Here is a 24246-nt window from a genome sequence, read left to right on the forward strand (position 1 = left end):
GGACAAGGCGTGAGGAGGACGCGTGGCGAGCCACGCGACGACGAGCAACGCCGTCCCCGCTTCTGAGGGGCGCCAGCAGGGGATGTATTCATCTACTGGGATAGGCTTTTAAGCTGCTCCTGGCCCTCTTGACACTGGACTTCGCTACGATTGACACTGTGTGCAGGCAATATCTTGCTTTTGCGATATATTGTTGCTGCCATGCGCGCGACCAGGTGTGGTTGCCCCTGGGATTCCGTCGTGACGGCCAATCATGCACGCAGGCAATCGCCGATCCGCGTTTTGATCCGTTTATATACTCGAAAAGATCCTTTCCATGAAAAAAAACATGTGTGTCGCCAGTAAGTCATTTTCAGTGAAGACGCTTTCCGCCTTATTGTTCGGTACGGCTGGCGTCTTTTTCGCCCCGACAATGCTCGGCCTGGCGCCACAGGCGCAGGCCGCCATGCCGGCCGTGAAATTGCCTGATTTCTCGGACCTGGTCGACGCCGTTGGCCCGGCCGTGGTGAATATCCGCACCACCGAGCGCCTGAAGATGACTGCGCCCGGCGCGGGCGGCCAGGATGAGCAGGAAATGCAGGAATTTTTGCGTCGCTTCTTTGGCGGCGCCATGCCAACGCCGCGCCAGCAGGCGCCGCGCGGCGGCCGTCGCGCCGTGCCGCAAGAGCAGGAAGTGCAGCGCGGTGTCGGTTCCGGCTTCATTATTTCGGCTGATGGTTACGTGCTGAGCAATGCCCACGTGGTCGACGGCGCCGATGAAGTCTACGTGACCCTGACGGACAAGCGCGAATTCAAGGCCAAGGTGATTGGCGCTGACGCCCGCACCGATGTGGCCCTGCTGAAAATCGAGGGCGCCAACCTGCCGCGTCTGACCATCGGCGACTCGAACAAGATCCGCGTGGGCGAGTGGGTGATCGCCATCGGCTCGCCATTCAACCTGGAAAACACGGTGACGGCCGGCATCATTTCTGCCAAGTCCCGCGACACGGGCGACTACCTGCCCCTGATTCAAAGCGACGTGGCCGTCAACCCCGGCAACTCGGGCGGTCCCCTGATCAATATGCGCGGCGAAGTGATCGGCATCAATTCGCAGATCGCCACCTTGTCCGGCGCCTACAATGGCATTTCGTTTGCCGTGCCCATCGATGAAGCCATGCGCGTGGGCGAGCAGCTGAAAAAGACGGGTAAAGTGGTGCGCGGCCGTATCGGCGTGCAGATCGGCGAAGTGAGCAAGGATGTGGCGCAATCGCTGGGCTTGCCCAACGCCAAGGGCGCGCAAGTGTCGATGGTGGAAGAGGGCGGCCCGGCCGACAAGGCGGGCATCAAGCCGGGCGACATCATCCTGAAGTTCAATGGCGCCCAGATCGAGCGTTCGTCCGACCTGCCGCGCCTGGTAGGCGGCGCCGCCGTCAACGGCAAGTCCACTGTCACCGTCTGGCGCAAGGGTGCGCAACAGGATATCGCTGTCACCGTCGTCGAACTGGAAGCCGAAAAAACGGCGAAAAAGGGGACCAAGGAGCGGGAAGCGCAAGCCGTCAATGCACTCGGACTGAAGGTCAGCGACGTGCCAGCCGCGAAGAAGCAGGAGCTGAAGATCGATGCGGGTGTGCTGGTCGACGACGCGGATGGCGTGGCGGCCCTGGCCGGCCTGCAGCCTGGCGATGTGATCTTGCAATTGAACAACGTTGCCGTGAAAGATGCCAAGCAGTTCAATGCCCTGGTGGCCAAGCTCGATCCGAAGAAGTCGTCGGCCGTGCTGGTGCGCCGTGGCGATGTGGCGCTATTCGTTTCGCTGCGCCCATCGGCGAAGTAACTTTTCAACCCGCACCCCGCAAAGGCCGGGGTCGGTCCCTTCGGGATCGGAATTCAAGCCACTGGCTTGAATTCCCCCGTCGGGACTAGGCGTCCCCGTCTGACCGCAGCCTTCTTTTGCTCCGCCACTAAAATATGCACTTCACCCTCTATTCCCGCAGTTATTGTCACCTCTGCCAGGATATGCTCGATGCCTTGCTCCTGCTGCAGCCGCCCGCTACTCCCTTCACGGTAGAGGTGATCGATATCGATGCGTCGCCCGATGCGAGCTTGCTGGCCCGCTTCGATGAGCTGGTGCCGGTGCTGTTTGGCGACCTGGCCCAACCCGAGCTATGCCATTATTTTCTGGACGAGGCCGCCGTCCGGCGCTGCCTGGCGTAGCTTAAATACCAATATTGACACTGCATTGCAGCATTCCGCTGCTGGAAACAGCTGAAAATGTCGGCTTGCCCGCTGCCGGCCTCTGAAAGACGGGCTTTCCGCTCTGAAATCCGGTAAAATGGGGAGGTCGAAAAAGCTACTGTCCGAGGCAGCAGCTTCTGTCGCTTCAAAAGCGCTCGCCTGGGCATGCAGATGTCCTGCTCGGAGCGCTTTTTTCATCATGAGTGGGGCGCCTGGTTTTGGCCCTGTTTGGCCCGGACATGATCCCCTTGATTCCTGTTAAAGCAGTGTTGTCACTCGCACATATATTAGTTAATGAATAACATACGCAACTTCTCCATCATCGCCCATATTGACCACGGTAAATCGACCCTGGCTGACCGCATCATTCAATTGTGCGGCGGCTTGTCCGACCGCGAGATGGAGGCGCAGGTGCTCGATTCGATGGATCTGGAGCGCGAGCGCGGCATTACCATCAAGGCGCAAACGGCGGCCCTGCACTACAAGGCGCGCAATGGCCAGATCTACAACCTGAATCTGATCGATACGCCAGGCCACGTCGACTTCAGCTATGAAGTGTCGCGCTCGCTGTCCGCCTGCGAAGGCGCGCTGCTGGTGGTTGACGCGTCGCAAGGCGTGGAAGCGCAAACGGTCGCCAACTGCTACACGGCGCTGGACCTGGGCGTGGAAGTGGTGCCCGTCCTGAACAAGATCGACTTGCCGAACGCAGACCCACCGAACGCCATTGCCGAGATCGAAGACGTGATCGGCATCGACGCGGCCGACGCCGTGCATTGCTCGGCCAAGACGGGCTTCGGCGTGCTGGACGTGCTCGAGCAACTGATCGTCAAGGTGCCGCCACCGAAGGGCGACCCCGATGCGCCACTGCAGGCGCTGATCGTCGACTCCTGGTATGACGCCTATGTGGGCGTGGTGATGCTGGTGCGCGTGGTCAACGGCACCCTGAAACCGAAAGACAAGATCCGCCTGATGGCCACCGATTCGGTGCAACTGGTGGAAGACATCGGCGTGTTCTCGCCCCGTTCGCAATCGCTGCCGCAATTGTCGGCAGGCCAGGTGGGCTTCATCATCGCCGGCATCAAGGAATTGAAAGCGGCGAAAGTGGGCGATACCGTCACTCTGGTCAGCCGTCCTGCCGCTGCGCCATTGCCCGGCTTCAAGGAAGTGCAGCCGCAAGTGTTCGCCGGTCTGTTCCCTGTGGAAGCGAACCAGTACGACGCGCTGCGCGATTCGCTGGAAAAGCTGAAACTGAACGACGCGGCCCTGATGTACGAGCCGGAAGTGTCGCAGGCGCTGGGCTTCGGCTTCCGCTGCGGCTTCCTGGGCTTGCTGCACATGGAAATCGTGCAGGAACGCCTCGAGCGCGAATTCGACATGGACCTGATCACCACGGCGCCAACCGTGGTGTACGAAGTGATCCAGCGTGACGGCACCTTGATCAACGTCGACAATCCATCGAAGATGCCCGATCCGTCGCGCATCGAGGAAGTGCGCGAGCCTATCGTCACGGTCAATCTGTACATGCCGCAAGAATACGTGGGTTCCGTGATTACCCTGTGTATCGGCAAGCGCGGCATCCAGATGGATATGAGCTACCACGGCCGCCAGGTCAAGCTGGTCTACGAAATGCCGATGGCCGAGATCGTGCTGGACTTCTTCGACCGCCTGAAATCGACGTCGCGCGGCTATGCCTCGATGGATTACGAGTTCAAGGAATACCGCGCGGCCGACGTGGTCAAGGTCGACATGCTGATCAACAGCGAAAAAGTCGATGCGCTGGCCATCATCGTGCACCGTTCGAACAGCCAGTACCGTGGCCGCCAGGTGGCCGCCAAGATGCGCGAACTGATCCCGCGCCAGATGTTCGACGTGGCCATCCAGGCGACCATCGGCGCCAACATCATTTCGCGCGAGAACGTCAAAGCCTTGCGCAAAAACGTGCTGGCCAAGTGCTATGGCGGCGACATCAGCCGCAAGAAAAAATTGCTGGAAAAACAAAAAGCGGGTAAGAAACGCATGAAGCAAGTGGGTTCCGTGGAGATCCCGCAAGAGGCATTCCTGGCAATTTTACAAGTGGATGGTTGATCAATGAACCTGCAAGTGATTTTAGGAAACTTCGCTTTAATCCTGTTCGTGCTGATGGTGTTGACGGGCCTGGTCTGGTGCCTGGATGTATTTTATCTGTCCAAGCAGCGCCGCAAGGCGGCCGACCTTGCCCTGGCCGAGTTCGACGCGCGCCAGTCCAAGCTGGCCGCCGAGGGCATCAAGTCCGATGCGGGCGGCAGCCGCGCGACCATCGAGGCGGCGCTGTTGCGCCAGCCGACCTGGGTCGAGTATTCGGGTAGTTTCTTCCCCGTCATCGCCCTGGTGTTCTGCCTGCGCTCGTTCCTGTACGAGCCATTCAAGATCCCGTCGAGCTCGATGGTGCCGACCTTGCTGGTGGGCGACCTTATCCTGGTCAACAAGTTCACCTATGGCATTCGTTTGCCGATCGTCAACAAGCGCATCATTGAAGTCAACGATCCGCAGCGCGGCGACGTGATGGTGTTCAAGTACCCGAAAGATATGTCGCAAGACTACATCAAGCGCGTGATCGGCGTACCCGGTGATAAAATCACCTATGAAAACAAGCGCTTGACGGTCAACGGCAAGGAAGTGCAGTACACCCCGCTGGACGACTACCTGGACGATGAAAGCACTGTCTACCACAAGCAGCTGGAAGAAAATCTGACGGGCGTGAGCCACCGCATCCTCAACGACGAGCCTGCTCCCACGTTGAACTTGCGCGAAGTGAAGGATTTCCCGCACAAGGATGCGTGCAACTACAACGAAGACGGTTTTACGTGTGTGGTGCCACAAGGCAATTACTTCATGATGGGCGATAACCGCGACAATAGCGCGGACAGCCGCTACTGGGGCTTCGTGCCGAACGAGAATATCGTCGGCAAGGCTTTCCTGGTGTGGATGAACTTCAGCAACCCGAAACGCGTGGGCGGCATCCACTAGGCCGCCCCTATGGCTGCCGCGCCGATTCCCCGCGCGGCGGCCAGCCGAATTACTCAGATGATACAGAAACAACAATGAATCTTCAGCTATTGCAAACCCGTTTAGGCTATACGTTCCAGGATGCTGGCCTGTTGCAGCAAGCCTTGACGCATCGTAGCCACAGCAGTTTGCATAATGAGCGGCTGGAATTCCTCGGCGACTCCATTCTCAACTGCGTGGTCGCTTCCATCCTGTACGAACGCTTCAAGACCATCGACGAGGGCGATTTGTCGCGCCTGCGTGCGAATTTGGTGAAACAGCAGTCGCTGTATGAAATCGCGCAAAAGCTGGAATTGTCGCAATTCCTGCGCCTGGGTGAAGGCGAGCTCAAATCGGGCGGTTTCCGCCGTCCTTCGATCCTCGCCGATACCCTGGAAGCCTTGCTGGGCGCGATTTTCCTCGATACGGGCTTCGATGCGGCCAGCACGGTGATCCGCGCCTTCTACATTCCCATCCTCGACTCGGTCGATCCCCAAACCCTGGGCAAGGATGCCAAGACCCTGCTGCAGGAGTTTTTGCAAAGCAAGAAAATTTCGCTGCCACAGTACAACGTGGTGGCCACCCACGGCGCTGCCCACAGCCAGGAATTCGAGATCGAATGCCTGGTGCCGAAATTGAATATCCAGGTCTACGGCCGTGGCGGAAGCCGCCGCGCCGGTGAGCAAGCCGCCGCCAAACTGGCGCTGGACGTGGCCGAGCAGGCGCTGTTGAAATCGCCTGCCGCAAGCCGCAAGCCCAAACCGCGCGCCGCCCAGCTCAAGCTGGCCGGCATTGCCACCATCCAGAGCGACGACGCGCAAGCTCCTGCTGCCCCGGCGATCGCCGCTCACACTAAACAGAATCGACACTAGCATGACAGCCACCAAAATGCCCGACAACTTCCGCTGTGGCTATATCGCCATCGTGGGCCGCCCCAACGTGGGCAAATCGACCCTGATGAACGTGCTGATCGGCGCGAAGGTCAGCATCACTTCGCGCAAGGCGCAAACCACGCGCCACCGCATCACGGGTATCCAGACGGTGCCGGACGCGCAATTCATCTACGTCGACACGCCTGGCTTCCAGACGCGCCACTCGAACGCGCTGAACAAGACGCTGAACAAGACCGTCACCAACACGCTGATTTCCTCGGACGTCATCCTGTACGTGATCGAGGCGGGCACCTTCGGCCCGGCCGACCAGCAAGTGATGGACCTGCTGCCGAAGGAAGTGCCATGCATCTTGGTCATCAACAAATCCGACCGCGTCAAGGATAAAGCTGTATTGCTGCCGTTCGCGCAAAAGATCGCCGCCATGCGCGACTTTGCTGCCATCGTGCCCGTCTCCGCCAAGCTGCATTTTCAGCTGGAAGGCTTGCAGAACGAGATCAAGCGCTTCTTGCCGGAAAACCAGCCCATCTTTGGCCCGGACGACATCACGGACCGCAGCGAAAAATTCCTCGCCTCGGAAATCGTGCGCGAAAAACTCTTCCGCTTCGTGGGTGACGAACTGCCGTACACGAGCACCGTGCTGATCGAGAAATTCGAGCAGGAAGGCGATCTGCGCCGCGTGTTCGCCGCCATCCTGGTCGAGCGCGATACGCACAAGTCCATGGTCATCGGCAACAAGGGCGCGCGCCTGAAGGAAGTCTCCACCCAGGCCCGCCTGGATATGGAAAAACTGTTTGGCGGCCCCGTGTACCTGGAAATCTGGATCAAGGTCAAATCGGGCTGGGCCGACAACGAGGCGGGCTTGCGCGCCTACGGCTACGAGTAATCCGCAACCCGAGGGCGACGCTACACGCATGAGCACCACCACGCCAGCGCAGCCTGACATCGCGCCAGCTGCATCTGCTGCATCTGCACCTGTTCCCGCGCCGGTGGCCATCGCGCCGCCGGCCGCACCTTCCGCACCGCCCCCAAGGCGCAGCCGCCCGCCCACGCGCGACGGCCGCATCACGGGCCAGCCCGCCTTCGTGCTGCACAGCTATCCGCATAAAGAAACCAGCCTCATCGTCGACGTGTTTACACGCGAATACGGCCGCATCGCGCTCGTCGCCAAGGGCGCCAAGCGGCCCCATTCGCAGTTGCGCGGCGTACTGCAGACGTTTCAACCGCTGCAGGCGGGCTGGACGGGCAAATCCGAGCTGCGCATCTTGACGGGCGCCGAATGGGTGGGCGGCATGTTGCCGCTGGAAAAGACGGCGCTGCTGTGCGGCTTTTATCTGAACGAATTGCTGGTGAAACTGCTGGCGCGCGACGATCCGCATCCTGTCCTGTTCGACCACTACGTTGCTACCTTGAATCAGCTGGCGCACAATGAGCCGCCACCTATCGTGCTGCGCAAGTTCGAGCGCGCGCTGCTCAAGGAAACGGGCGTGGCGGCCGACCTGACGCGCTGCACGGGCACGCGCCAGGCCGTCGAGGCGGGGCAGGTGTACGTGGTCGACCCGGAACGGGGACCGCGCCCGGCGCGCGCCAGCGATGCCTGGCCGAAGATCACGGGCAAGACCCTGCTCGACATGGAGCGCGAAGATTATCTCGATGTGGCCACGCAGGCGCAAAGCAAGCTGCTGATGCGCTTTTTGCTAGCCCATCAACTGGGGGGCGCCACCTTGAACACGCGCCAGATACTGATCGATTTAATGCAGCTGTAGCGGCGGTTTGCCGCACAACAGCACTTTACGGATACCATCACTATGAGCTTTTTGCAGCCTTCCGGCCCCGTCATCGACCTGGGCGTCAATATCGACCACGTGGCCACCTTGCGCAATGCGCGCGGCACCGCCTATCCGGACCCGATCCGCGCGGCCCTGCTGGCCGAGCAGGCGGGCGCCGACGCCATCACCCTGCATTTGCGCGAAGACCGCCGCCACATCAAGGATGCGGACGTGATCGCCATCGCGCCGCAATTGCTCACGCGCATGAACCTGGAAGCGGCCGTGACGCAGGAAATGATTGACTTCGCCTGCCGCATCAAGCCAGCCGACGTCTGCCTGGTGCCAGAAAAACGCACGGAAGTGACGACCGAAGGGGGCCTGGACGTGGTGCGCTACTTCAAGGAAGTGCAGGCTGCCGTCAAGCAATTGCAGGGCGAAGGCATCCGCGTGAGCCTGTTCATCGATGCCGACGAGCAACAGATCGCCGCCGCTGCCGAACTCGGTGCGCCCGTGATCGAGCTGCACACGGGCCGCTACGCCGATACTGCAGGCGCCGAGCAGTTGGCCGAGCTGGAACGCATCAAGGCGGGCGTGCTGTTCGGCGTGGGCCGCGGCTTGAAGGTCAATGCGGGCCACGGCCTGCATTACACCAATGTGCAAGCGATTGCAGCCATTCCGGATATTACTGAACTGAACATTGGCCACGCCATCGTCGCGCATGCCGTGTTCGTCGGCTGGGAAAACGCCGTGCGCGAAATGAAGGCCATCATGGTGGCTGCGCGTCTGGGTAACAAAGCATAAGGAATAGGACAAGCCCATGATCTACGGCATCGGCACCGATATCTGCAAGATTCCCCGCATCGAGGCGGCATTGGCGCGCCATGGCGAGCGTTTCGCGCAGAAAATACTGGGGCCGCAGGAGCTGGAGAAATTCCGTGCCCGCAGTGCGAAAAACGCCGTACGCGGCGTGCGCTTCCTGGCCACCCGCTTTGCGGCCAAGGAGGCGTTTTCCAAGGCCATCGGCCTGGGCTTGCGCATGCCGATGACCTGGCCTGCCGCGCAGATGCTGAATCATCCCAGCGGCAAGCCGATGATCGTCTGCAGCGGCGTGCTGGCCGACTTCATGGAGAAAAACCGGCTGAGCGCGCAAGTGACCATCAGCGATGAAGAAGAGTACGCGGTCGCGTTCGTGATCGTCGAGCAAGCAGCGCAAGAATGAGCCAGCAATGACCGAAGCAAGCCCAGAATCTTCCGTGGCGGAAACGCCACCCGACCCGCGCGCACAGGTGCTGGCCACCGTCGCCAAGCTGCCGAATTTGCCCGGCGTGTATCGCTATTTCGACGCCACCGACAAGGTGTTGTATGTTGGCAAGGCGCGCGACCTGAAAAAGCGCGTTTCCAGCTATTTCCAGAAAAACCTGGCCAGCCCCCGCATCGCCATGATGGTCGAGCGCATCGCGCGCCTGGAAACGACCGTCACGCACAGCGAGGCGGAAGCGCTGATCCTGGAAAACAACCTGATCAAGGCGCTGCAGCCGCGCTACAACATCCTGTTTCGCGACGACAAGTCGTATCCGTATCTGAAAATCACCAATGGCAATGCGCCGCGCATGGTGTATTACCGGGGCGCGGTGGACAAGAAAAATCAGTATTTCGGGCCGTTCCCCAGTTCCTGGGCCGTCAAGGAGTCGATGCAGATCCTGCAGAAGGTGTTTCTCATCCGCACCTGCGAGGACAGCGTCTACGCCAACCGCACGCGGCCCTGCCTGCTGCACCAGATCGGCCGCTGCAGCGCGCCGTGCGTGGACCTGATCAGCAAGGAAGACTATAAAAACGACGTGGAAAACGCGGCGCGCTTCCTGCGTGGGCGCCAGAGCGAAGTGATGGCCGACCTGGAAAAGAAGATGCACGCGTTTGCCTCCGAGCTGAAGTTCGAGCAGGCGGTGGTGGTGCGCAACCAGATCGCCTCGCTGTCGCGCGTGCTGCACCAGCAAAGCATGGAAACGACGGGCGACGCCGATGTCGACATCCTCGCCGTGCTGGTGCAGGGCGGGCGCGCCTGCGTCAACCTGGCCATGGTGCGCGGCGGGCGCCACCTGGGCGACCGCGCCTATTTCCCCAGTCAGCTCAGCGATGCGGCGGCGATTGCCGAAGAACCGATCGAGGTGGAAGTGCTGGCCGCCTTCCTGGCCCAGCATTACACGGAAAAATTCATCCCCGGCACCCTGATCCTGAATATCGAATTCGACCAGCCGGCCCTGATGGTGGCGCTGATGGAACAGTGCGGCCACCGCATCAACCTGATCTTCCAGCCGCAGGGACAGCGCCGCCAGTGGCTGGAGATGGCGCAAAAGGGCGCCGAGATTTCGCTGGCGCGTTTGCTGTCGGAGCAGGGTTCACAGCAGTCGCGCACGCGCGCGCTGGCCGAGGCGCTGCGCCTGGAAACGGAAGACCTCGACAGCCTGCGCGTCGAGTGTTTCGACATCAGTCACACGCAGGGCGAAGCGACGCAGGCCTCGTGCGTGGTATTCCACCACCACGCCATGCAGAACGGCGAATACCGGCGCTACAACATCAACGACATCACGCCCGGCGACGATTACGCGGCCATGCGCCAGGTCCTGATGCGCCGCTACGAAAAAGTGGCGAATGGCGACGGCGTGATGCCCGACGTGGTGCTGATCGATGGCGGCAAGGGACAGATCGAAATGGCGCGCCAGGTGTTTGCCGAGCTGGGACTCGATATCAGCTTGATTGTCGGCGTGGCCAAGGGAGAAGGGCGCAAGGTGGGCCTGGAAACCCTGCTGTTCGTCGATGGCCGCGCGGCGCAGGAACTGGGCAAGGAATCGGCGGCGCTGATGCTGATCGCGCAGATCCGCGACGAGGCGCACCGCTTCGCCATTACCGGCATGCGCGCCAAGCGCGCCAAGACGCGCCAGACCTCGCGCCTGGAAGAGATAGAAGGCATCGGCGCCAAGCGCCGGCAGAAACTGCTGTCGCGCTTTGGCGGTTTGCGTGGCGTGGTCGATGCCAGCGTCGAGGATCTGATGTCGGTGGAGGGGATTTCGACTCAACTTGCAGAAGAGATTTACAAGCAGTTGCACTAATGACCGGATGGCCTGGTCCGGTGCTGCGGCAAGCGGACTAGGCTAATACCCTGGGGCCATGTAGACTAGTGGCGCTTTCTTCATGTTCAATTTACCCGTCGGCCGATTGCTTCCTTATGCCTTTTAATATTCCCATTCTCTTGACCTGGCTGCGCGTGGCCCTGATCCCGCTCGTCGTCGGCGTGTTTTACCTGCCGCCGTCGATGCTGCTGCATGGCGACCAGAACCTGGTTGCCACCCTGGTATTCATTGTTGCCGCCGTCACCGACTGGTTCGATGGCTTTCTCGCGCGGCGCTGGAACCAGACGTCGGCCTTCGGTGCCTTCCTCGACCCCGTGGCCGACAAGCTGATGGTGGCGGGCGCCTTGCTGGTGCTGGTGCAGCTGGACCGTGTCAATGCCGTGCTGGCCTTCATCATCATCGGCCGCGAAATCACCATTTCCGCCTTGCGCGAATGGATGGCGCAGATCGGCGCATCGAAATCGGTGGCCGTCAGCTCGATCGGCAAGATCAAGACGGCCGCGCAGATGACGGCCATTCCCTTGCTGCTGTACCACGAAGTGATCTTTGGTGCGATCGACACGCATGTGTGGGGTGAGCGCCTGTTGTGGATCGCCAGCGTGCTGACGGTGTGGTCGATGTTCTATTACCTGCGTCTGGCATGGCCGCTCATTAAGGAAAAAGCGGGAAATCTGCACTAAGAATAAGCAGGTGGCTGCTTTATACGGAATATTTTGCAAAACACCAGATATTGCCCGTTGACAGCCCCTGTAAATCCTTTACAATGCTGGCCTGTTGTTGATGACGCGGGAGTAGCTCAGTTGGTAGAGCGCAACCTTGCCAAGGTTGAGGTCGAGAGTTCGAGCCTCTTCTCCCGCTCCAGTTTTCTGGATCGTGTCATAGGTAAAAACAGCGAATGCAGCAAAAAGTAGTACTGGCGATGTGATAGAGCTTCTGATACAATGTTGTCCACTGCGGGAGTAGCTCAGTTGGTAGAGCGCAACCTTGCCAAGGTTGAGGTCGAGAGTTCGAGCCTCTTCTCCCGCTCCAGTGTATGCTGGTTCAGCAGTGCTCGAAGGTAGTAATGGCGCAGTAAAAAGAAGTAGAATGATGTTGCAAAGCGGGAGTAGCTCAGTTGGTAGAGCGCAACCTTGCCAAGGTTGAGGTCGAGAGTTCGAGCCTCTTCTCCCGCTCCAGCGCAAGCTGGAGGCAGTACAGCAAGATGGCAGTAGCAGAAAATAGAAACTCCAATGCGGGAGTAGCTCAGTTGGTAGAGCGCAACCTTGCCAAGGTTGAGGTCGAGAGTTCGAGACTCTTCTCCCGCTCCAGAATTCTAAAGGGAAGCTAAGCTGGCTTCCTTTTTTTATCCGCCGCAAAGCAGTCATGCGGCGTGATTATGCGGTAAACAAGCTCCAATGCGGGAGTAGCTCAGTTGGTAGAGCGCAACCTTGCCAAGGTTGAGGTCGAGAGTTCGAGACTCTTCTCCCGCTCCAGTTTTCAAGGTGTGCCGGAAGGCCACTCAAGCAGTTCCTCTGGCGAGGTAGCAAAGAGGTTATGCAGCGGCCTGCAAAGCCGTTTAGACGGGTTCGATTCCCGTCCTCGCCTCCAGATGAAAAAAATAGCCCACTTTCGAGTGGGCTATTTTTTTGCCCGCTGTGCATCTTGTATAATGCCAGCAAGCTCAGCCGCGCCGCCTGGCGCCTTGATGAAACTTCCCCCATTCCGCCAACCCCATGTAGTCACTGACGACTTTCCTGCTCCGTTCAACCTCAGCGCAGCTTTTTTGTGACGCCCGCTGGCATGGCTGCGCCTGATTATTGTCCATCAGGCCGGCATTTTCCTGTTCCGACTTTGGATACGCATCAATGATCAACACAACTTTTCGGGATGAGTGGTACTTGAACGTACCAAAAAACATCCTGGCTGGCCTGACCACCTCATTCGCCCTGGTGCCCGAATGCATTGCCTTCGCCCTGGTGGCGCAATTGAATCCCCTGATGGGCCTGTATGGCGCCTTCATCATTTGCGCGCTGACGGCCATCTTTGGCGGGCGCCCCGGCATGATTTCCGGCGCCGCCGGTTCCATGGCCGTCGTCATCGTGGCGCTGGTGGCCCAGCATGGCGTGCAGTATCTGCTGGCCACCGTGGTGCTGAGTGGCATCCTGATGGCGCTGTTCGGCATCTTGCGTCTGGGTAAGCTGATCCGCATGGTGCCATACCCGGTGATGCTGGGCTTTGTGAATGGTCTGGCCATCGTCATCGCCATGGCGCAACTGGAACACTTTCGCCAGGCCACGCCGCACGGCGAAACCTGGCTGCAAGGCACGCCCTTGTACGTCATGGGTGCGCTGGTGGCAATGACCATGGCCATCGTCTACGTGCTGCCGCGCATCACGAAGGCCGTGCCGCCCGCGTTGGTGGCCATCCTGGGCGTGGGCGTGCTCAGCCATTTCCTGCACTTGCCCACGCGCACCCTGGGCGACCTCGCGCACATCGCCGGCGGCTTGCCGGCCCTGCATTGGCCCACCGTGCCGCTGGACATGGCGACCTTGCACATCATTTTTCCGTATGCGGCGCTGATGGCCATGGTGGGCTTGCTGGAAACCTTGCTCACTTTCAATCTCACCGATGAGATGACTGAAACGCGGGGCCAGCCCAACCGCGAATGCATCGCCCTCGGTGCCTCGAATGTCGTGTCGGGCCTGTTTGGCGGCATGGGCGGCTGCGCCATGATCGGGCAGACCATGATCAATTTGAGTTCCGGCGGCCGTTCGCGCCTGTCGGGCGTGACGGCCGGCGTGATGATTTTATTGTTCATCCTGTTCCTCTCGCCTCTGATCGAGCGCATCCCGCTGGCCGCCCTGGTGGGCGTGATGTTCGTGGTGGCGCAGCAGACGTTTGCCTGGGGTTCCTTGCGCGTGCTGGGCAAGGTGCCGCCGCAGGATGCGCTAGTGATCGTCGCCGTGACGGTCATCACGGTGTTCACGGACCTGGCGACAGCCGTGCTGTGCGGCATCGTCATCGCCGCCTTGAATTTTGCCTGGCAACATGCACGCGACATGCGTGCCGACATCGATGACAGCAGCCCTGGCATGCGCGTGTACCTGCCGCACGGCACCCTGTTTTTCGCCTCGGCCACGCATTTCCAGGAGCTGTTCCAGTTGGCGTCGGACCCGGCCCGCGTCATCCTCGATTGCCGGCACCTGCACATGGCCGATCACTCGGCCATCGCTGCCATCGAGGCGCTGTATGAGCGCTACGACAAGGCCGGCAAGCACCTCCAGGTGACGCAGTTATCCGCCCGCAATGAGGCCTTGCTGCAGCGGGCCGGAGTCGATGTGAGCGTGGCGTAAAATAGGGAATTGTTGAATGTCTGTGGAGTGTGAATGCTGTCGAACGAACAAGAGCAATTGCTGCAACAAAGCCAGGCGGGTTTCGATGCCTACTATGACGCGCTGGGTGCCTCGCTGGTGAACTTTGTCGAGCGCCTGGGCATCCAGCCGGCGCACGAAGTGTTGACCAACGCGGCTGAATATCTGCCGTACATCGATGCGGCCATGCGCACCATCGTCATCCGCGACGAGAGCTGGCAGTGGGTGAAGACCATGCTCGGCTATTTTATCGGCGAGTACTTCGTGCAGGGCCATGCGGGCTGCTGGTATGTGGAAACGCGGGAGGAATCGCCGCATTTCTGCCGCATCATGGTGGGCGGCTTCGAGCATGGCTTGCCGTCGGATGCCGCCATCGATCCGGAACAACTGGCGCTGGAATTTCTGGGGCAATCCGTGCCGCGCGAGCTGGCAACCCTGGTTGCGGATGCGCAAGCCCGCCTGAGCTGAATTACTGTTGATAAGGATGCTCGATGAAATGGATACCCCGCCTGAGACTGGCGCGCTGGTGCATGCCAGCCATTGCCTTTCTGCTCGTCGGTACGGCACCCCTGGCTTTTGCGCAGGACGGCGGCCACACCGCGTTTGACACCGATCACGCATTCGACGCCGGCTCGCGTATCGCGCTCGATACCGTGACGCCGGCGCAAGTCGATAATCTCGTCGTGCTCGGTAAGGTATGGGGGTTCCTGAAATACCATCACCCCTTGATCACTGCAGGCGGACGGCAATGGGACTACGAACTCTTGCGTGTCATGCCCCGCATGCTGGCCGCACCTGACAGGGCGGCGGGCGATGCCGTGCTGCGGGAATGGATCGCCGGTCTGGGGACACTTGCCGACTGCGACCCTTGTGCCGTCCCGGCGCAGGGCGAGCTGCATCTGCGTCCCGCACTGCAATGGCTGGACGATGCGAGCTTGCTGGGCGCCGGCCTGCGCGCCGATCTGCGGCACATTTATCTGCGCCGGCCGGCGTCGGCCAGCCAGTTTTATCTGCGCTTGCACGAGCAGGTGGGCAATCCCGTCTTTGAGCATGAGATCGCCTACGAGAATATTGCGCTGCCCGATGCCGGCTTTCAGTTGCTGGCCTTGTTTCGCTTCTGGAATATCATCGAATACTGGTCGCCCTACCGCGCTACGGCAGGCGAAAACTGGGATGAGGTCCTGCGCCAGTCGCTGCCGCGCATCGCGCTGGCCAGGGACCGCGCCAGCTATCAGCTGGAAATGATGGCCGTGATCGCGCGCCTGAACGATTCCCACACTAATCTGTGGAGTTCGCTGCACGTGCGTCCGCCCGTGGGACAATGCCGGCTGCCAGTCAAGCTCCGCTTCATCGGCAATAGCGCCGTGGTGGTGGGCTACCGTGAGGCCGAAGCCGAAGCGGCGACGCGCTTGCAGGTCGGCGATGTCATCGCCAGCGTCGATGGCGTGCCGGTGGCGCAACTGGTCGCCGCCTGGCGGCCCTACTATGCGGCATCGAATGAAGCGGCGCGGCTGCGCGACATGGCGGGCAAGCTGACCACTGGCGCTTGCGGTGAAACCCGGCTGCAGGTACGCCGCGAGCAGGGGGACGTGGATTTGACGGCGCAGCGCGTGCCAGCCGGGCGGCAAGCGGGGCAAGATACGCATGACAGGGACGGGGAAACGTTCCAGCGCCTGGGCGACGATATCGCCTACCTCAAGCTGTCGAGCCTCAAGCGGGCTGACGTGGCGGCGCATATGGCAGCGGCGGCGGGTAGCCGCGGCCTGATTATCGATATACGCAACTACCCGCGCGAGTTTGTCGTCTTTGCCCTGGGGTCTTACCTGGTCGACCGGCCTACGGAGTTTGCCCGCTTTACCAAGGGCGACCTTGGCAACCCCGGCGCCTTCCATTGGACCAATGCCATAGCCTTGTACCCGCAAGCGCTGCGCTATGCGGGCAAGGTCATGCTGCTGGTCGATGAAGTCAGCCAGAGCCAGGCCGAATACACGGCCATGGCCTTGCGCGTGGCGCCGCGCGCGAAGGTGATCGGCAGCACCACGGCTGGCGCGGATGGGAATATCTCGCCGTTTGCGCTGCCGGGCGGCTTGAGCACCCTGATCAGCGGCATCGGCGTGTTTTATCCGGATCGGCGCCCCACGCAGCGCGTGGGCATCATCCCCGATATCGAGGTCAGGCCTACGCTTGCCGGCATACGGGCCGGGCGCGACGAGGTGCTGGAGGCGGCTATTGCCGAGATACGCCGGCAATAGCTGTTCTTGCTGTTGCTGCGGACTTAAAACTCTTCCCACTCGCCTTCGACCGGCGCCGGCGCCTTGCTGCTCTTGCGCGTCACGGGCAGGCGCAGGGCAGGGGCCGAGGCCTTGCGGACGGATGCGGCAGGCGCGGCCGGCGCGCTGCGCTGCGCCGCTTTCATGCTGAAACGGTCGGTCGCCGCCGCATTCGCGTCCAGGCGGAAGACGCTGACCACCTGCGCCAGTTCGCTCGCCTGCTCCTGCATCGCTTCGGCTGCGGCCGAGGCTTCTTCCACCAGGGCTGCATTTTGCTGCGTCACCTGGTCCATTTCGGAAATGGCCTGGTTGACTTGCTCGATGCCCGCGCTCTGCTCTTCGCTGGCGTTGCTGATCTCGCTCATGATGGAGGTGACGAAGCCGATGCTTTGCACGATTTCTTCCATCGTCTTGCCGGCCTTGTCGACCAGATCCGTGCCCACGTCGACCTTTTGTACGGAGTCGTCGATCAAGCCCTTGATTTCTTTCGCCGCCGCTGCCGAGCGCTGCGCCAGGTTGCGCACTTCTGTTGCCACCACGGCAAAGCCGCGACCCTGTTCGCCGGCGCGTGCCGCTTCCACGGCCGCGTTCAGGGCCAGGATGTTGGTCTGGAAGGCGATGCCGTCGATGACGGAAATGATGTCGACGATTTTCTTCGACGAGGTATTGATCTCGCCCATGGTGGCAACCACTTCGGCCACCACGGCGCCGCCGCGGCTGGCGATGCCGGCGGCGTCGCCGGCCAGTTTATTTGCCTGGCGCGCATTGTCCGCATTCTGCTTCACGGTGCTGGTCAATTCTTCCATCGACGACGCGGTTTCTTCCAGCGAGCTGGCTTGCTGTTCCGTGCGCGACGACAGGTCCTGGTTGCCGGCGGCAATTTCTGCGGACGCCGTGGCGATGGTGTCGGTGCCGCTGCGCACCTGGCCGACGATGCCCACCAGGCTGTCGTTCATGGTTTTCAGTGCATGCATCAGCTGGCCCGTTTCATCGCGGCCTTGCACCGTGATGACGCTGCTCAGGTCGCCTGCTGCCACGGTTTCCGCCACTTTCACGGCATCGCGGATGGGGCCGGTGATCGAACGCGTGATCCACCAGGCGAAACCGATGCCCATCAGCACGGCCAGCACGCCCATGGTGATGAGGAAGATGCGGGTGCTGCTGTAGGCTTCGATGATGCTGGCGCCGACGCCGTCGGCGGCCTTGATCTGCATGCCGGAAAAACGCTTCACTTCGGCCAGGTAAGCCACGGTGATCGGCGCGACTTCCTTCTCGAACACTTCCTTGGCGCCTGCCACGTCGCCGTCGGCCTTCATCTTGAAGGCGCGTGCGCGCGTCGTCACATAGTCGGTGCGCACCTTGCGCACGACCTTGAACTGCTCGATCACGGCAGGGTTGAGCAGCGAGGCGATGATGTCGTCCTGCAGCTTGCTGGAGCGGTCCGCATCGACTTTCAAGTCTGCCTCGATCTTGGCGCGCACGACAGGATCGGTGATTTCAAACGAGGCCACGCCGCGCACGCTGTTCAATTCAATGATCTTCGACCATTCGGCCACCATGCGCTGGTTCTTGATGCTGGTATTGATGAGGCGGTAGGTCAGGTCGCTGGCCGTTTGCATGCGCACCAGGGCGGTGATGGTCAAGGCGGCAAGCAACAGCAATACGACAGCAAAGCCGACGCCAAGGCGGCTGCCGATGTTCAGGTTTTTCATGTAAGTCCTAACAATTTAATAGTCATGATCGCCGCCGCCAGCAGGGGCGGACAGGCGCCGCAAGGCGCAGGGGATCGGGGTCTTCGGGTGCCGCGTGATTGCATTGCGGCGCGCCGCGCTGTGCACGGCGTTGGAGGTAAAGCAAGGGGTGTGACGGCGTGGGGAGCCGCTGACCAGCAACCGCAAGTATAGCATTGACGCACGGAAATAGTTTTTCAAAGCAATTTTAATTACTTATTGATATTAATTCATTGTTGCTTTTTTACATCAAGTACCTAGTTCATAAGTACTATCACTTACATTTCGCCTTACTTTTTGCCGCGCCGGCTGATAAAATACTAATGATAATCATTCGTATTAAATAATCGACCAGGGAATTGTATGCAGCAACAGCGCAAGCCAGGATGTAAACCGATCACGCTCGCCGTACTGGGCGCCTTGACCTTCGGCGCCGTGCCATTGGCGGCCTGGGCTCAGGAAAGCTTGCCCGCCGTCACGGTGACGGCGTCGAAGGACAAGGATGGCTATGTCGCCGGCACGTCCGCCAGCGGTACCAAGACGGAAATGGCCCTGCGCGACGTGCCGCAGACGATCAACGTGGTGCCGGCTGCCGTCATCCGCGACCAGAACGCCATGTCGATCCAGGACATCATGAAGAACATCCCCGGCGTGGGCTTGTCCACCGGCGATGGCCAGCGCGACCAGGTGTTCATCCGCGGCTTCACGGCCATCGGCGACCAGTTTGTCGACGGCTTCCGCGATGACGCGCTGTATTTCCGCGACCTGTCGAATGTGGAGCGGCTGGAAGTGATCAAGGGGCCGGCTGCCGTGCTGTACGGTCGCGGTTCCTCGGGCGGCCTGGTCAACCGCATCACCAAAAAACCGGGTATCGATATCACGGACGTGGCCCTGAGCCTGACGAATACAAAAGGGCGCCGCGGCGAAGTCGACGTGGGCCGAGTGGGCGAGACGGTGGACTGGCGTGTCACGGGCGCGCGCGAAGTGTCCGACAGCTACCGCGAGCAGCAATTCATCAACCGCACGGCGCTGGCGCCATCGGTGGCCATCCGCCTCTCTGGCGCCACCAAATTGCTGCTGCAGGGCGACTACCTGGAAGACCGCCGCCTGACGGACTTCGGCATCCCGTCCTGGCACGGCCGTCCCGTCGCCGTCGATGCGGGCACCTATTATGGCGCCGCCAACGCCCGCGATGCCGATTTCAGCCAGTCGCGTGTGGTCTCCACGGCCGCCACGCTGACGCACAAGTTCAGCGATAGCTTGTCATTGCGTAATGCCTTCCGCTACTACGATTACCACCTGGACCGCAATAACACGAATATTTCCGGCAACGTCAACGAAGTCAAAGGCACGATGAGCCTCGGTCACGCCAAGTTGAACCGCGACGAGAGCGGCTGGTTTAACCAGACGGAACTGACGCAAAAGCTGGTCACGGGCACCTTGCGCCATGAAGTGCTGTACGGCGCCGAGTTCGGCAAGCAAAACAAGGATGCCAACAGCTGGGCCTCGACCGTGGTGGCGACGAATGTCTCGATCTTCAATCCCGTCCTGCCTGTGGTCAACCGCAGCAAGCTGGGCGTGCGCAGCGATACCTTCGGTACCTACGACACGGCGGCCGCCTACGTGCAGGATGCCATCGCTTTCAGCGACGAGTGGAAGGCGTTGGCCGGCTTGCGCTATGACCGCTACCAGCAGCAGTCGCGCCTGGCCAATGCGGCTGGCGTGACGACGGCAGACTTGTCACGCACGGATTCGGCCTACAGCCCCCGCGCCGGCCTCGTCTGGCAACCCAGCGCGGCGCAGTCCTACTACGCCTCGTGGAGCCGCTCCTTCCAGCCCAGCGGCGAGAACTTCGCCCTGGCCGCGAATAACGCCGACCTGGCGCCGGAAACCACGCGCAACACGGAAGTGGGCGCCAAGTACGACCTGTGGGGCGGCCGCGCGAATGCCACCGTATCGCTGTTCCGCCTGGAGCGCGACAACATCAAGACCAGCGATCCGATCACGAACCGCATCGTGCCCGTCGGCACGCAGCGCACGGACGGCCTGGAACTGACCTTCAACGCGGATTTGCACGATGGCTGGAAAATGATGGCCGGCTATGCTTACCTGGACGCCACGATCACCGATTCCATCGCCGTCGACAAGAGCGTGAATGCGCCGGGCACGACGACGGCCAGTTCCGTCGCCATCAAGGGCAAGCGCGCCACCCTGACTGCGCGCAACACGGCCAATCTGTGGCTGACGAAAGACCTGGGCCACGGCTTCACCGTGGGCGGCGGCGCGAATGCCGTCGGCAGCCGTTTCGCCAATCCGGGCAACACGGTGGTCTTGCCCGGTTACGTGACGGCCGACGCCATGGCTGCGTACCGCACGGGCCGTTATGAAGTGCAGCTGAACGTCAACAATATCGGCGATACGCGCTACATCGTTTCCGGCCACGGTTCCAGCCCGAACCTGAGCTTGCCGGGCGCGCCGCGCAACGTGGCGCTGACCTTGCGCTACAGCCTGTAAATCAGCTTGTAGTAAGTTCGGTCCCATCCCCAAAACCCGCTCACGAGCGGGTTTTTTCATGGGGGGAGCTGGGCCGGGCGGGCTGCCATTGTTTAGAGGAACTATTCGGTACCGCTCAAATAATGTTGACTATGTGCAATTTTCTCCGGCGGACTGAGCCTTGACGGGGTTTGAGGGGTAAAATACTGTCATACGGCACAGGCATGGTGCTTATATCTTAGTGATATGACACCACTACGACGTTGTATGACTTTTTATTTACTCACATCATAGAGGCCTGAATATGGTTCAGATGTCCAGGCGCCAGTTCCTTCGGGTAACTGGCGCGACCATTGCTGGTTCCAGCCTCGCCCTGCTCGGTTTCGCACCGGGCCAGGCGATGGCGGAAGTGCGGCAATACAAGCTGTCTCGCACCACCGAGACACGCAATACCTGTCCTTACTGTTCGGTAGGATGTGGCGTCCTGCTGTATGGTCTGGGCGACGGCGCAAAAAATGCCGTCTCCAGCATCATCCACGTGGAAGGCGATGCCGATCACCCGGTGAACCGCGGCACCTTGTGCCCGAAAGGCGCCAGTCTGGTCGACTTCATCCACAGCCCGAACCGCCTGAAAGTGCCCGAATACCGCGCACCGGGCGGCACGGAATGGCAACCGATCTCCTGGGATGTGGCGCTCGACAAGATCGCGCGCCTGATGAAGGATGACCGCGATGCCAACCTGATCGAAAAGAATGCCGACGGCAAGACCGTCAACCGCTGGCTCTCCACCGGCATGCTGGCCGCGTCCGCCGGCAGCAACGAGGTCGGTTACCTGACCCACAAGACAGTGCGCAGCATGGGAATGCTGACCTTTGATAATCAGGCGCGTGTATGACACGGACCGACGGTGGCAGGTCTTGCCCCGACGTTTGGCCGTGGCGCGATGACGAATCATTGGGTCGATATCAAGAATGCCGATGTGATTTTGGTCATGGGCGGCAATGCAGCAGAAGCACATCCTTGCGGATTCAAATGGGTCACGGAAGCGAAGGCGCATAACAAGGCCAAGCTGATCGTTGTCGATCCGCGTTTTACCCGTACCGCATCCGTGGCAGATTACTACTGCGCCACGCGTACCGGCACGGACATCGTCTTCCTCGGCGCGATCATCAATTATCTGCTGACGAACGACAAGATCCAGCATGAGTACGTGCGCAACTACACGGACATGCCTTTCATCGTGCGCGAAGACTATGCGTTCGAAGATGGTCTGTTCTCGGGTTTCGACAAAGAAAAAGGCAAGTACACCAACAAGGCCACCTGGGATTACGAGATCGGCGACGACGGCTACGCCAAGGTCGACCCGACCCTGGAACACCCGCGCTGCGTCTACCAGATGATGAAGAAGCACTACTCACGTTACACGACCGAAATGGTCGAACGGACGTGCGGCGTGTCACCCGACAAGTTCCACAAGGTGGCGGAAGCCCTGGCTTCGACCGCCGTGCCGGGACGCGCCGGCACCATCTTGTACGCACTGGGCTGGACGCACCACTCGACGGGTGCGCAAACCATCCGCACGGGCGCCATGGTGCAGCTGTTGCTGGGTAATATGGGTATCGCGGGCGGCGGCATGAACGCCTTGCGCGGCCACTCGAACATCCAGGGCTTGACCGATCTGGGCCTGATGTCGAACCTGTTGCCAGGTTATATGACGCTGCCGAACGAGGCCGAACAGGACTTCGATGCGTATATCGGCGCGCGCGCCACCAAGCCGCTGCGGCCAAACCAGCTCAGCTACTGGAGCAATTACCGCAAGTTCCACGTCAGCTTCATGAAGACGTGGTGGGGTGATTTCGCCACGGCCGAGAACAATTACGCCTTCGATTACCTGCCGAAACTCGACAAGCCGTATGACTTGATGCAAGCCATCGAGAACATGCACCAAGGCAAGATGACGGGCTATATCTGCCAGGGCTTCAATGTGCTGGCGTCCGCGCCGAACAAGCAGAAGGTCACGGAAGCGCTGTCGAAGCTGAAGTTCCTCGTCATCATGGACCCGCTGGCCGTGGAAACGGGCGAATTCTGGAAGCCGCACGGGCAATATCACGAAGTCGATCCCACCAAGATCATGACGGAAGTGTTCCGCTTGCCGACCAGCTGCTTCGCCGAAGAACGCGGTTCGCTGGTGAGTTCCTCGCGCGTGCTGCAGTGGCACTGGCAGGCGGCCGAACCGCCGGGCCAGGCGCGCAGCGACCTGGAGATCATGTCGGGCCTGTTCTTGCGCATGCGTAGCATGTACAAGAAAGAGGGCGGCAAGTTCCCCGATCCTATTCTCAACCTGACGTGGAATTATGCGCAGCCGGAAAACCCGCAGCCGGAAGAAATCGCCCGCGAATTCAACGGCCGTGCGCTGGCCGACTTGTACGATCTCAAGGATCCGACCAAGCTGCTGGTGAAAAAGGGCGAGCAGCTGGCCTCGTTTGCGCAATTGCGCGACGATGGCACCACCACCAGCGGTTGCTGGATCTTCGCCGGCAGCTGGACGCAGGCGGGCAACCAGATGGGACGGCGCGACAATAGCGACCCGACCGGCATCGGCCAGACGCTGGGCTGGGCCTGGGCGTGGCCGGCGAACCGCCGCGTGCTGTACAACCGCGCTTCGTGCGACTTGAAGGGCAAGCCTTTCGACCCGACGCGCAAGCTGATCGAGTGGAATGGCACCAATTGGAGCGGGGCCGATATTCCCGACTTCAAGGTCGACGAACCGCCGGAAAACGGCATGGGTCCGTTCATCATGCTGGGCGAAGGCGTGGCGCGCTTCTTTGCGCGTGGCGCCATGGCCGAGGGGCCGTTCCCCGAGCATTACGAGCCGTTCGAAAATCCGCTGGGCTACAACCCCATGCATCCGAAAAACCCGCAAGCGACCAGCAATCCGGCCGCGCGCGTGTTCGCCGATGATCGGAAAATGTTCGGCACGCACGAGGAATATCCGCATGTGGCGACCAGCTACCGCCTGACCGAGCATTTCCACTACTGGACCAAGCATGCGCGCCTGAACGCCATCATCCAGCCGCAGCAATTCGTTGAAATCGGCGAAGAGCTGGCCAAGAGCATCGGCGTCGTTGCCGGCGGTGAAGTGCGCGTCAGTTCCAAGCGCGGGCACATCATCGCCAAGGCCGTGGTCACCAAGCGCATCAAGGCGTTGATGATCGAGGGCAAGCAGGTGCATACCGTGGGCCTGCCGCTGCACTGGGGCTTTACGGGTGTGGCCAAGCCGGGGTATCTGATCAATACCCTGACACCGGGCGTGGGGGATGCGAATTCGCAAACGCCGGAATTCAAGTCCTTCCTCGTGAAGGTGGAAAAAGCATGATG

At 60.8% G+C, this 24246-nt stretch carries 17 protein-coding genes and 6 tRNA genes; 22 read left to right on the plus strand and 1 reads right to left on the minus strand.

From position 1 onward, the window contains the following. The first annotated feature begins 316 nt into the window (after nucleotides 1-316). From ACP7EG_RS03730 to ACP7EG_RS03825, 20 genes are all read left to right on the plus strand, one after another. Nucleotides 317-1813, plus strand: coding sequence for a DegQ family serine endoprotease (locus ACP7EG_RS03730; protein WP_426086469.1), 1497 nt, complete (start codon nucleotides 317-319; stop codon nucleotides 1811-1813). 134 nt (nucleotides 1814-1947) lie between these two features. Continuing rightward, complete coding sequence (locus ACP7EG_RS03735; protein ID WP_426086470.1) at nucleotides 1948-2193, plus strand: glutaredoxin family protein; 246 nt, start codon at nucleotides 1948-1950, stop codon at nucleotides 2191-2193. A 315-nt stretch (nucleotides 2194-2508) separates the two neighbouring features. Next, nucleotides 2509-4299, plus strand: coding sequence for a translation elongation factor 4 (lepA, locus tag ACP7EG_RS03740; protein ID WP_096236434.1), 1791 nt, complete (start codon nucleotides 2509-2511; stop codon nucleotides 4297-4299). A 3-nt stretch (nucleotides 4300-4302) separates the two neighbouring features. After that, nucleotides 4303-5220, plus strand: a complete 918-nt coding sequence (lepB, locus tag ACP7EG_RS03745; RefSeq protein ID WP_071076486.1) for a signal peptidase I — start codon at nucleotides 4303-4305, stop codon at nucleotides 5218-5220. Nucleotides 5221-5294: 74 nt separating this feature from the next. Then, entirely contained in the window at nucleotides 5295-6110 is an 816-nt protein-coding gene (rnc, locus tag ACP7EG_RS03750) for a ribonuclease III (RefSeq protein WP_086140332.1), read from the plus strand. A gap of 1 nt (nucleotide 6111) precedes the next feature. Continuing rightward, nucleotides 6112-7014, plus strand: a complete 903-nt coding sequence (era, locus tag ACP7EG_RS03755; protein WP_096236430.1) for a GTPase Era — start codon at nucleotides 6112-6114, stop codon at nucleotides 7012-7014. A gap of 28 nt (nucleotides 7015-7042) precedes the next feature. After that, complete coding sequence (recO, locus tag ACP7EG_RS03760) at nucleotides 7043-7894, plus strand: DNA repair protein RecO (protein WP_426086471.1); 852 nt, start codon at nucleotides 7043-7045, stop codon at nucleotides 7892-7894. A gap of 42 nt (nucleotides 7895-7936) precedes the next feature. Further along, complete coding sequence (pdxJ, locus tag ACP7EG_RS03765) at nucleotides 7937-8698, plus strand: pyridoxine 5'-phosphate synthase (protein ID WP_426086472.1); 762 nt, start codon at nucleotides 7937-7939, stop codon at nucleotides 8696-8698. Nucleotides 8699-8714: 16 nt separating this feature from the next. Beyond that, nucleotides 8715-9116 (plus strand): holo-ACP synthase, encoded by a 402-nt coding sequence (gene acpS / locus ACP7EG_RS03770; RefSeq protein ID WP_426086473.1) that lies wholly within the window; start codon nucleotides 8715-8717, stop codon nucleotides 9114-9116. A 7-nt stretch (nucleotides 9117-9123) separates the two neighbouring features. Then, nucleotides 9124-11004 (plus strand): excinuclease ABC subunit UvrC, encoded by a 1881-nt coding sequence (gene uvrC, locus ACP7EG_RS03775; RefSeq protein ID WP_426086474.1) that lies wholly within the window; start codon nucleotides 9124-9126, stop codon nucleotides 11002-11004. A 116-nt stretch (nucleotides 11005-11120) separates the two neighbouring features. Next, complete coding sequence (pgsA, locus tag ACP7EG_RS03780; protein ID WP_071076491.1) at nucleotides 11121-11705, plus strand: CDP-diacylglycerol--glycerol-3-phosphate 3-phosphatidyltransferase; 585 nt, start codon at nucleotides 11121-11123, stop codon at nucleotides 11703-11705. Between the two features lie 105 nt (nucleotides 11706-11810). Further along, nucleotides 11811-11886: transfer RNA gene (locus ACP7EG_RS03785), tRNA-Gly, on the plus strand. 92 nt (nucleotides 11887-11978) lie between these two features. Continuing rightward, a tRNA-Gly gene (locus tag ACP7EG_RS03790) sits at nucleotides 11979-12054 on the plus strand. Nucleotides 12055-12124: 70 nt separating this feature from the next. Then, nucleotides 12125-12200 (plus strand) — tRNA-Gly (locus tag ACP7EG_RS03795). A gap of 56 nt (nucleotides 12201-12256) precedes the next feature. Beyond that, nucleotides 12257-12332, plus strand: a tRNA-Gly gene (locus ACP7EG_RS03800). 89 nt (nucleotides 12333-12421) lie between these two features. Continuing rightward, nucleotides 12422-12497 (plus strand) — tRNA-Gly (locus tag ACP7EG_RS03805). 41 nt (nucleotides 12498-12538) lie between these two features. Next, nucleotides 12539-12612: transfer RNA gene (locus ACP7EG_RS03810), tRNA-Cys, on the plus strand. 257 nt (nucleotides 12613-12869) lie between these two features. Then, nucleotides 12870-14357 (plus strand): SulP family inorganic anion transporter, encoded by a 1488-nt coding sequence (locus ACP7EG_RS03815; protein WP_426086475.1) that lies wholly within the window; start codon nucleotides 12870-12872, stop codon nucleotides 14355-14357. A 33-nt stretch (nucleotides 14358-14390) separates the two neighbouring features. Next, a complete protein-coding gene (locus ACP7EG_RS03820) occupies nucleotides 14391-14843 on the plus strand; it encodes a hypothetical protein (protein ID WP_426086476.1) in 453 nt (150 codons plus the stop codon). Nucleotides 14844-14866: 23 nt separating this feature from the next. After that, nucleotides 14867-16627: a S41 family peptidase gene (locus ACP7EG_RS03825; RefSeq protein ID WP_426086477.1), complete on the plus strand. Its 1761-nt coding sequence runs from the start codon at nucleotides 14867-14869 to the stop codon at nucleotides 16625-16627. 23 nt (nucleotides 16628-16650) lie between these two features. On the opposite strand, the gene ACP7EG_RS03830 is transcribed toward ACP7EG_RS03825, so the two are convergent. Continuing rightward, nucleotides 16651-18357 (minus strand): methyl-accepting chemotaxis protein, encoded by a 1707-nt coding sequence (locus ACP7EG_RS03830; protein ID WP_426086478.1) that lies wholly within the window; start codon nucleotides 18355-18357, stop codon nucleotides 16651-16653. Nucleotides 18358-18738: 381 nt separating this feature from the next. Between ACP7EG_RS03830 and ACP7EG_RS03835 the strand changes: the two genes are divergently transcribed. Further along, nucleotides 18739-20889 carry a TonB-dependent receptor gene (locus tag ACP7EG_RS03835; protein ID WP_426086479.1) on the plus strand — a complete coding sequence of 717 codons (2151 nt, stop codon included), beginning with the start codon at nucleotides 18739-18741 and terminating at the stop codon, nucleotides 20887-20889. A 283-nt stretch (nucleotides 20890-21172) separates the two neighbouring features. Then, nucleotides 21173-24244 carry a formate dehydrogenase-N subunit alpha gene (fdnG, locus tag ACP7EG_RS03840; RefSeq protein ID WP_426086480.1) on the plus strand — a complete coding sequence of 1024 codons (3072 nt, stop codon included), beginning with the start codon at nucleotides 21173-21175 and terminating at the stop codon, nucleotides 24242-24244. Nucleotides 24245-24246 lie beyond the last annotated feature (2 nt).

The organism is Janthinobacterium sp. PSPC1-1, assembly GCF_049897625.1.
Taxonomy (GTDB): domain Bacteria; phylum Pseudomonadota; class Gammaproteobacteria; order Burkholderiales; family Burkholderiaceae_D; genus Janthinobacterium; species Janthinobacterium tructae.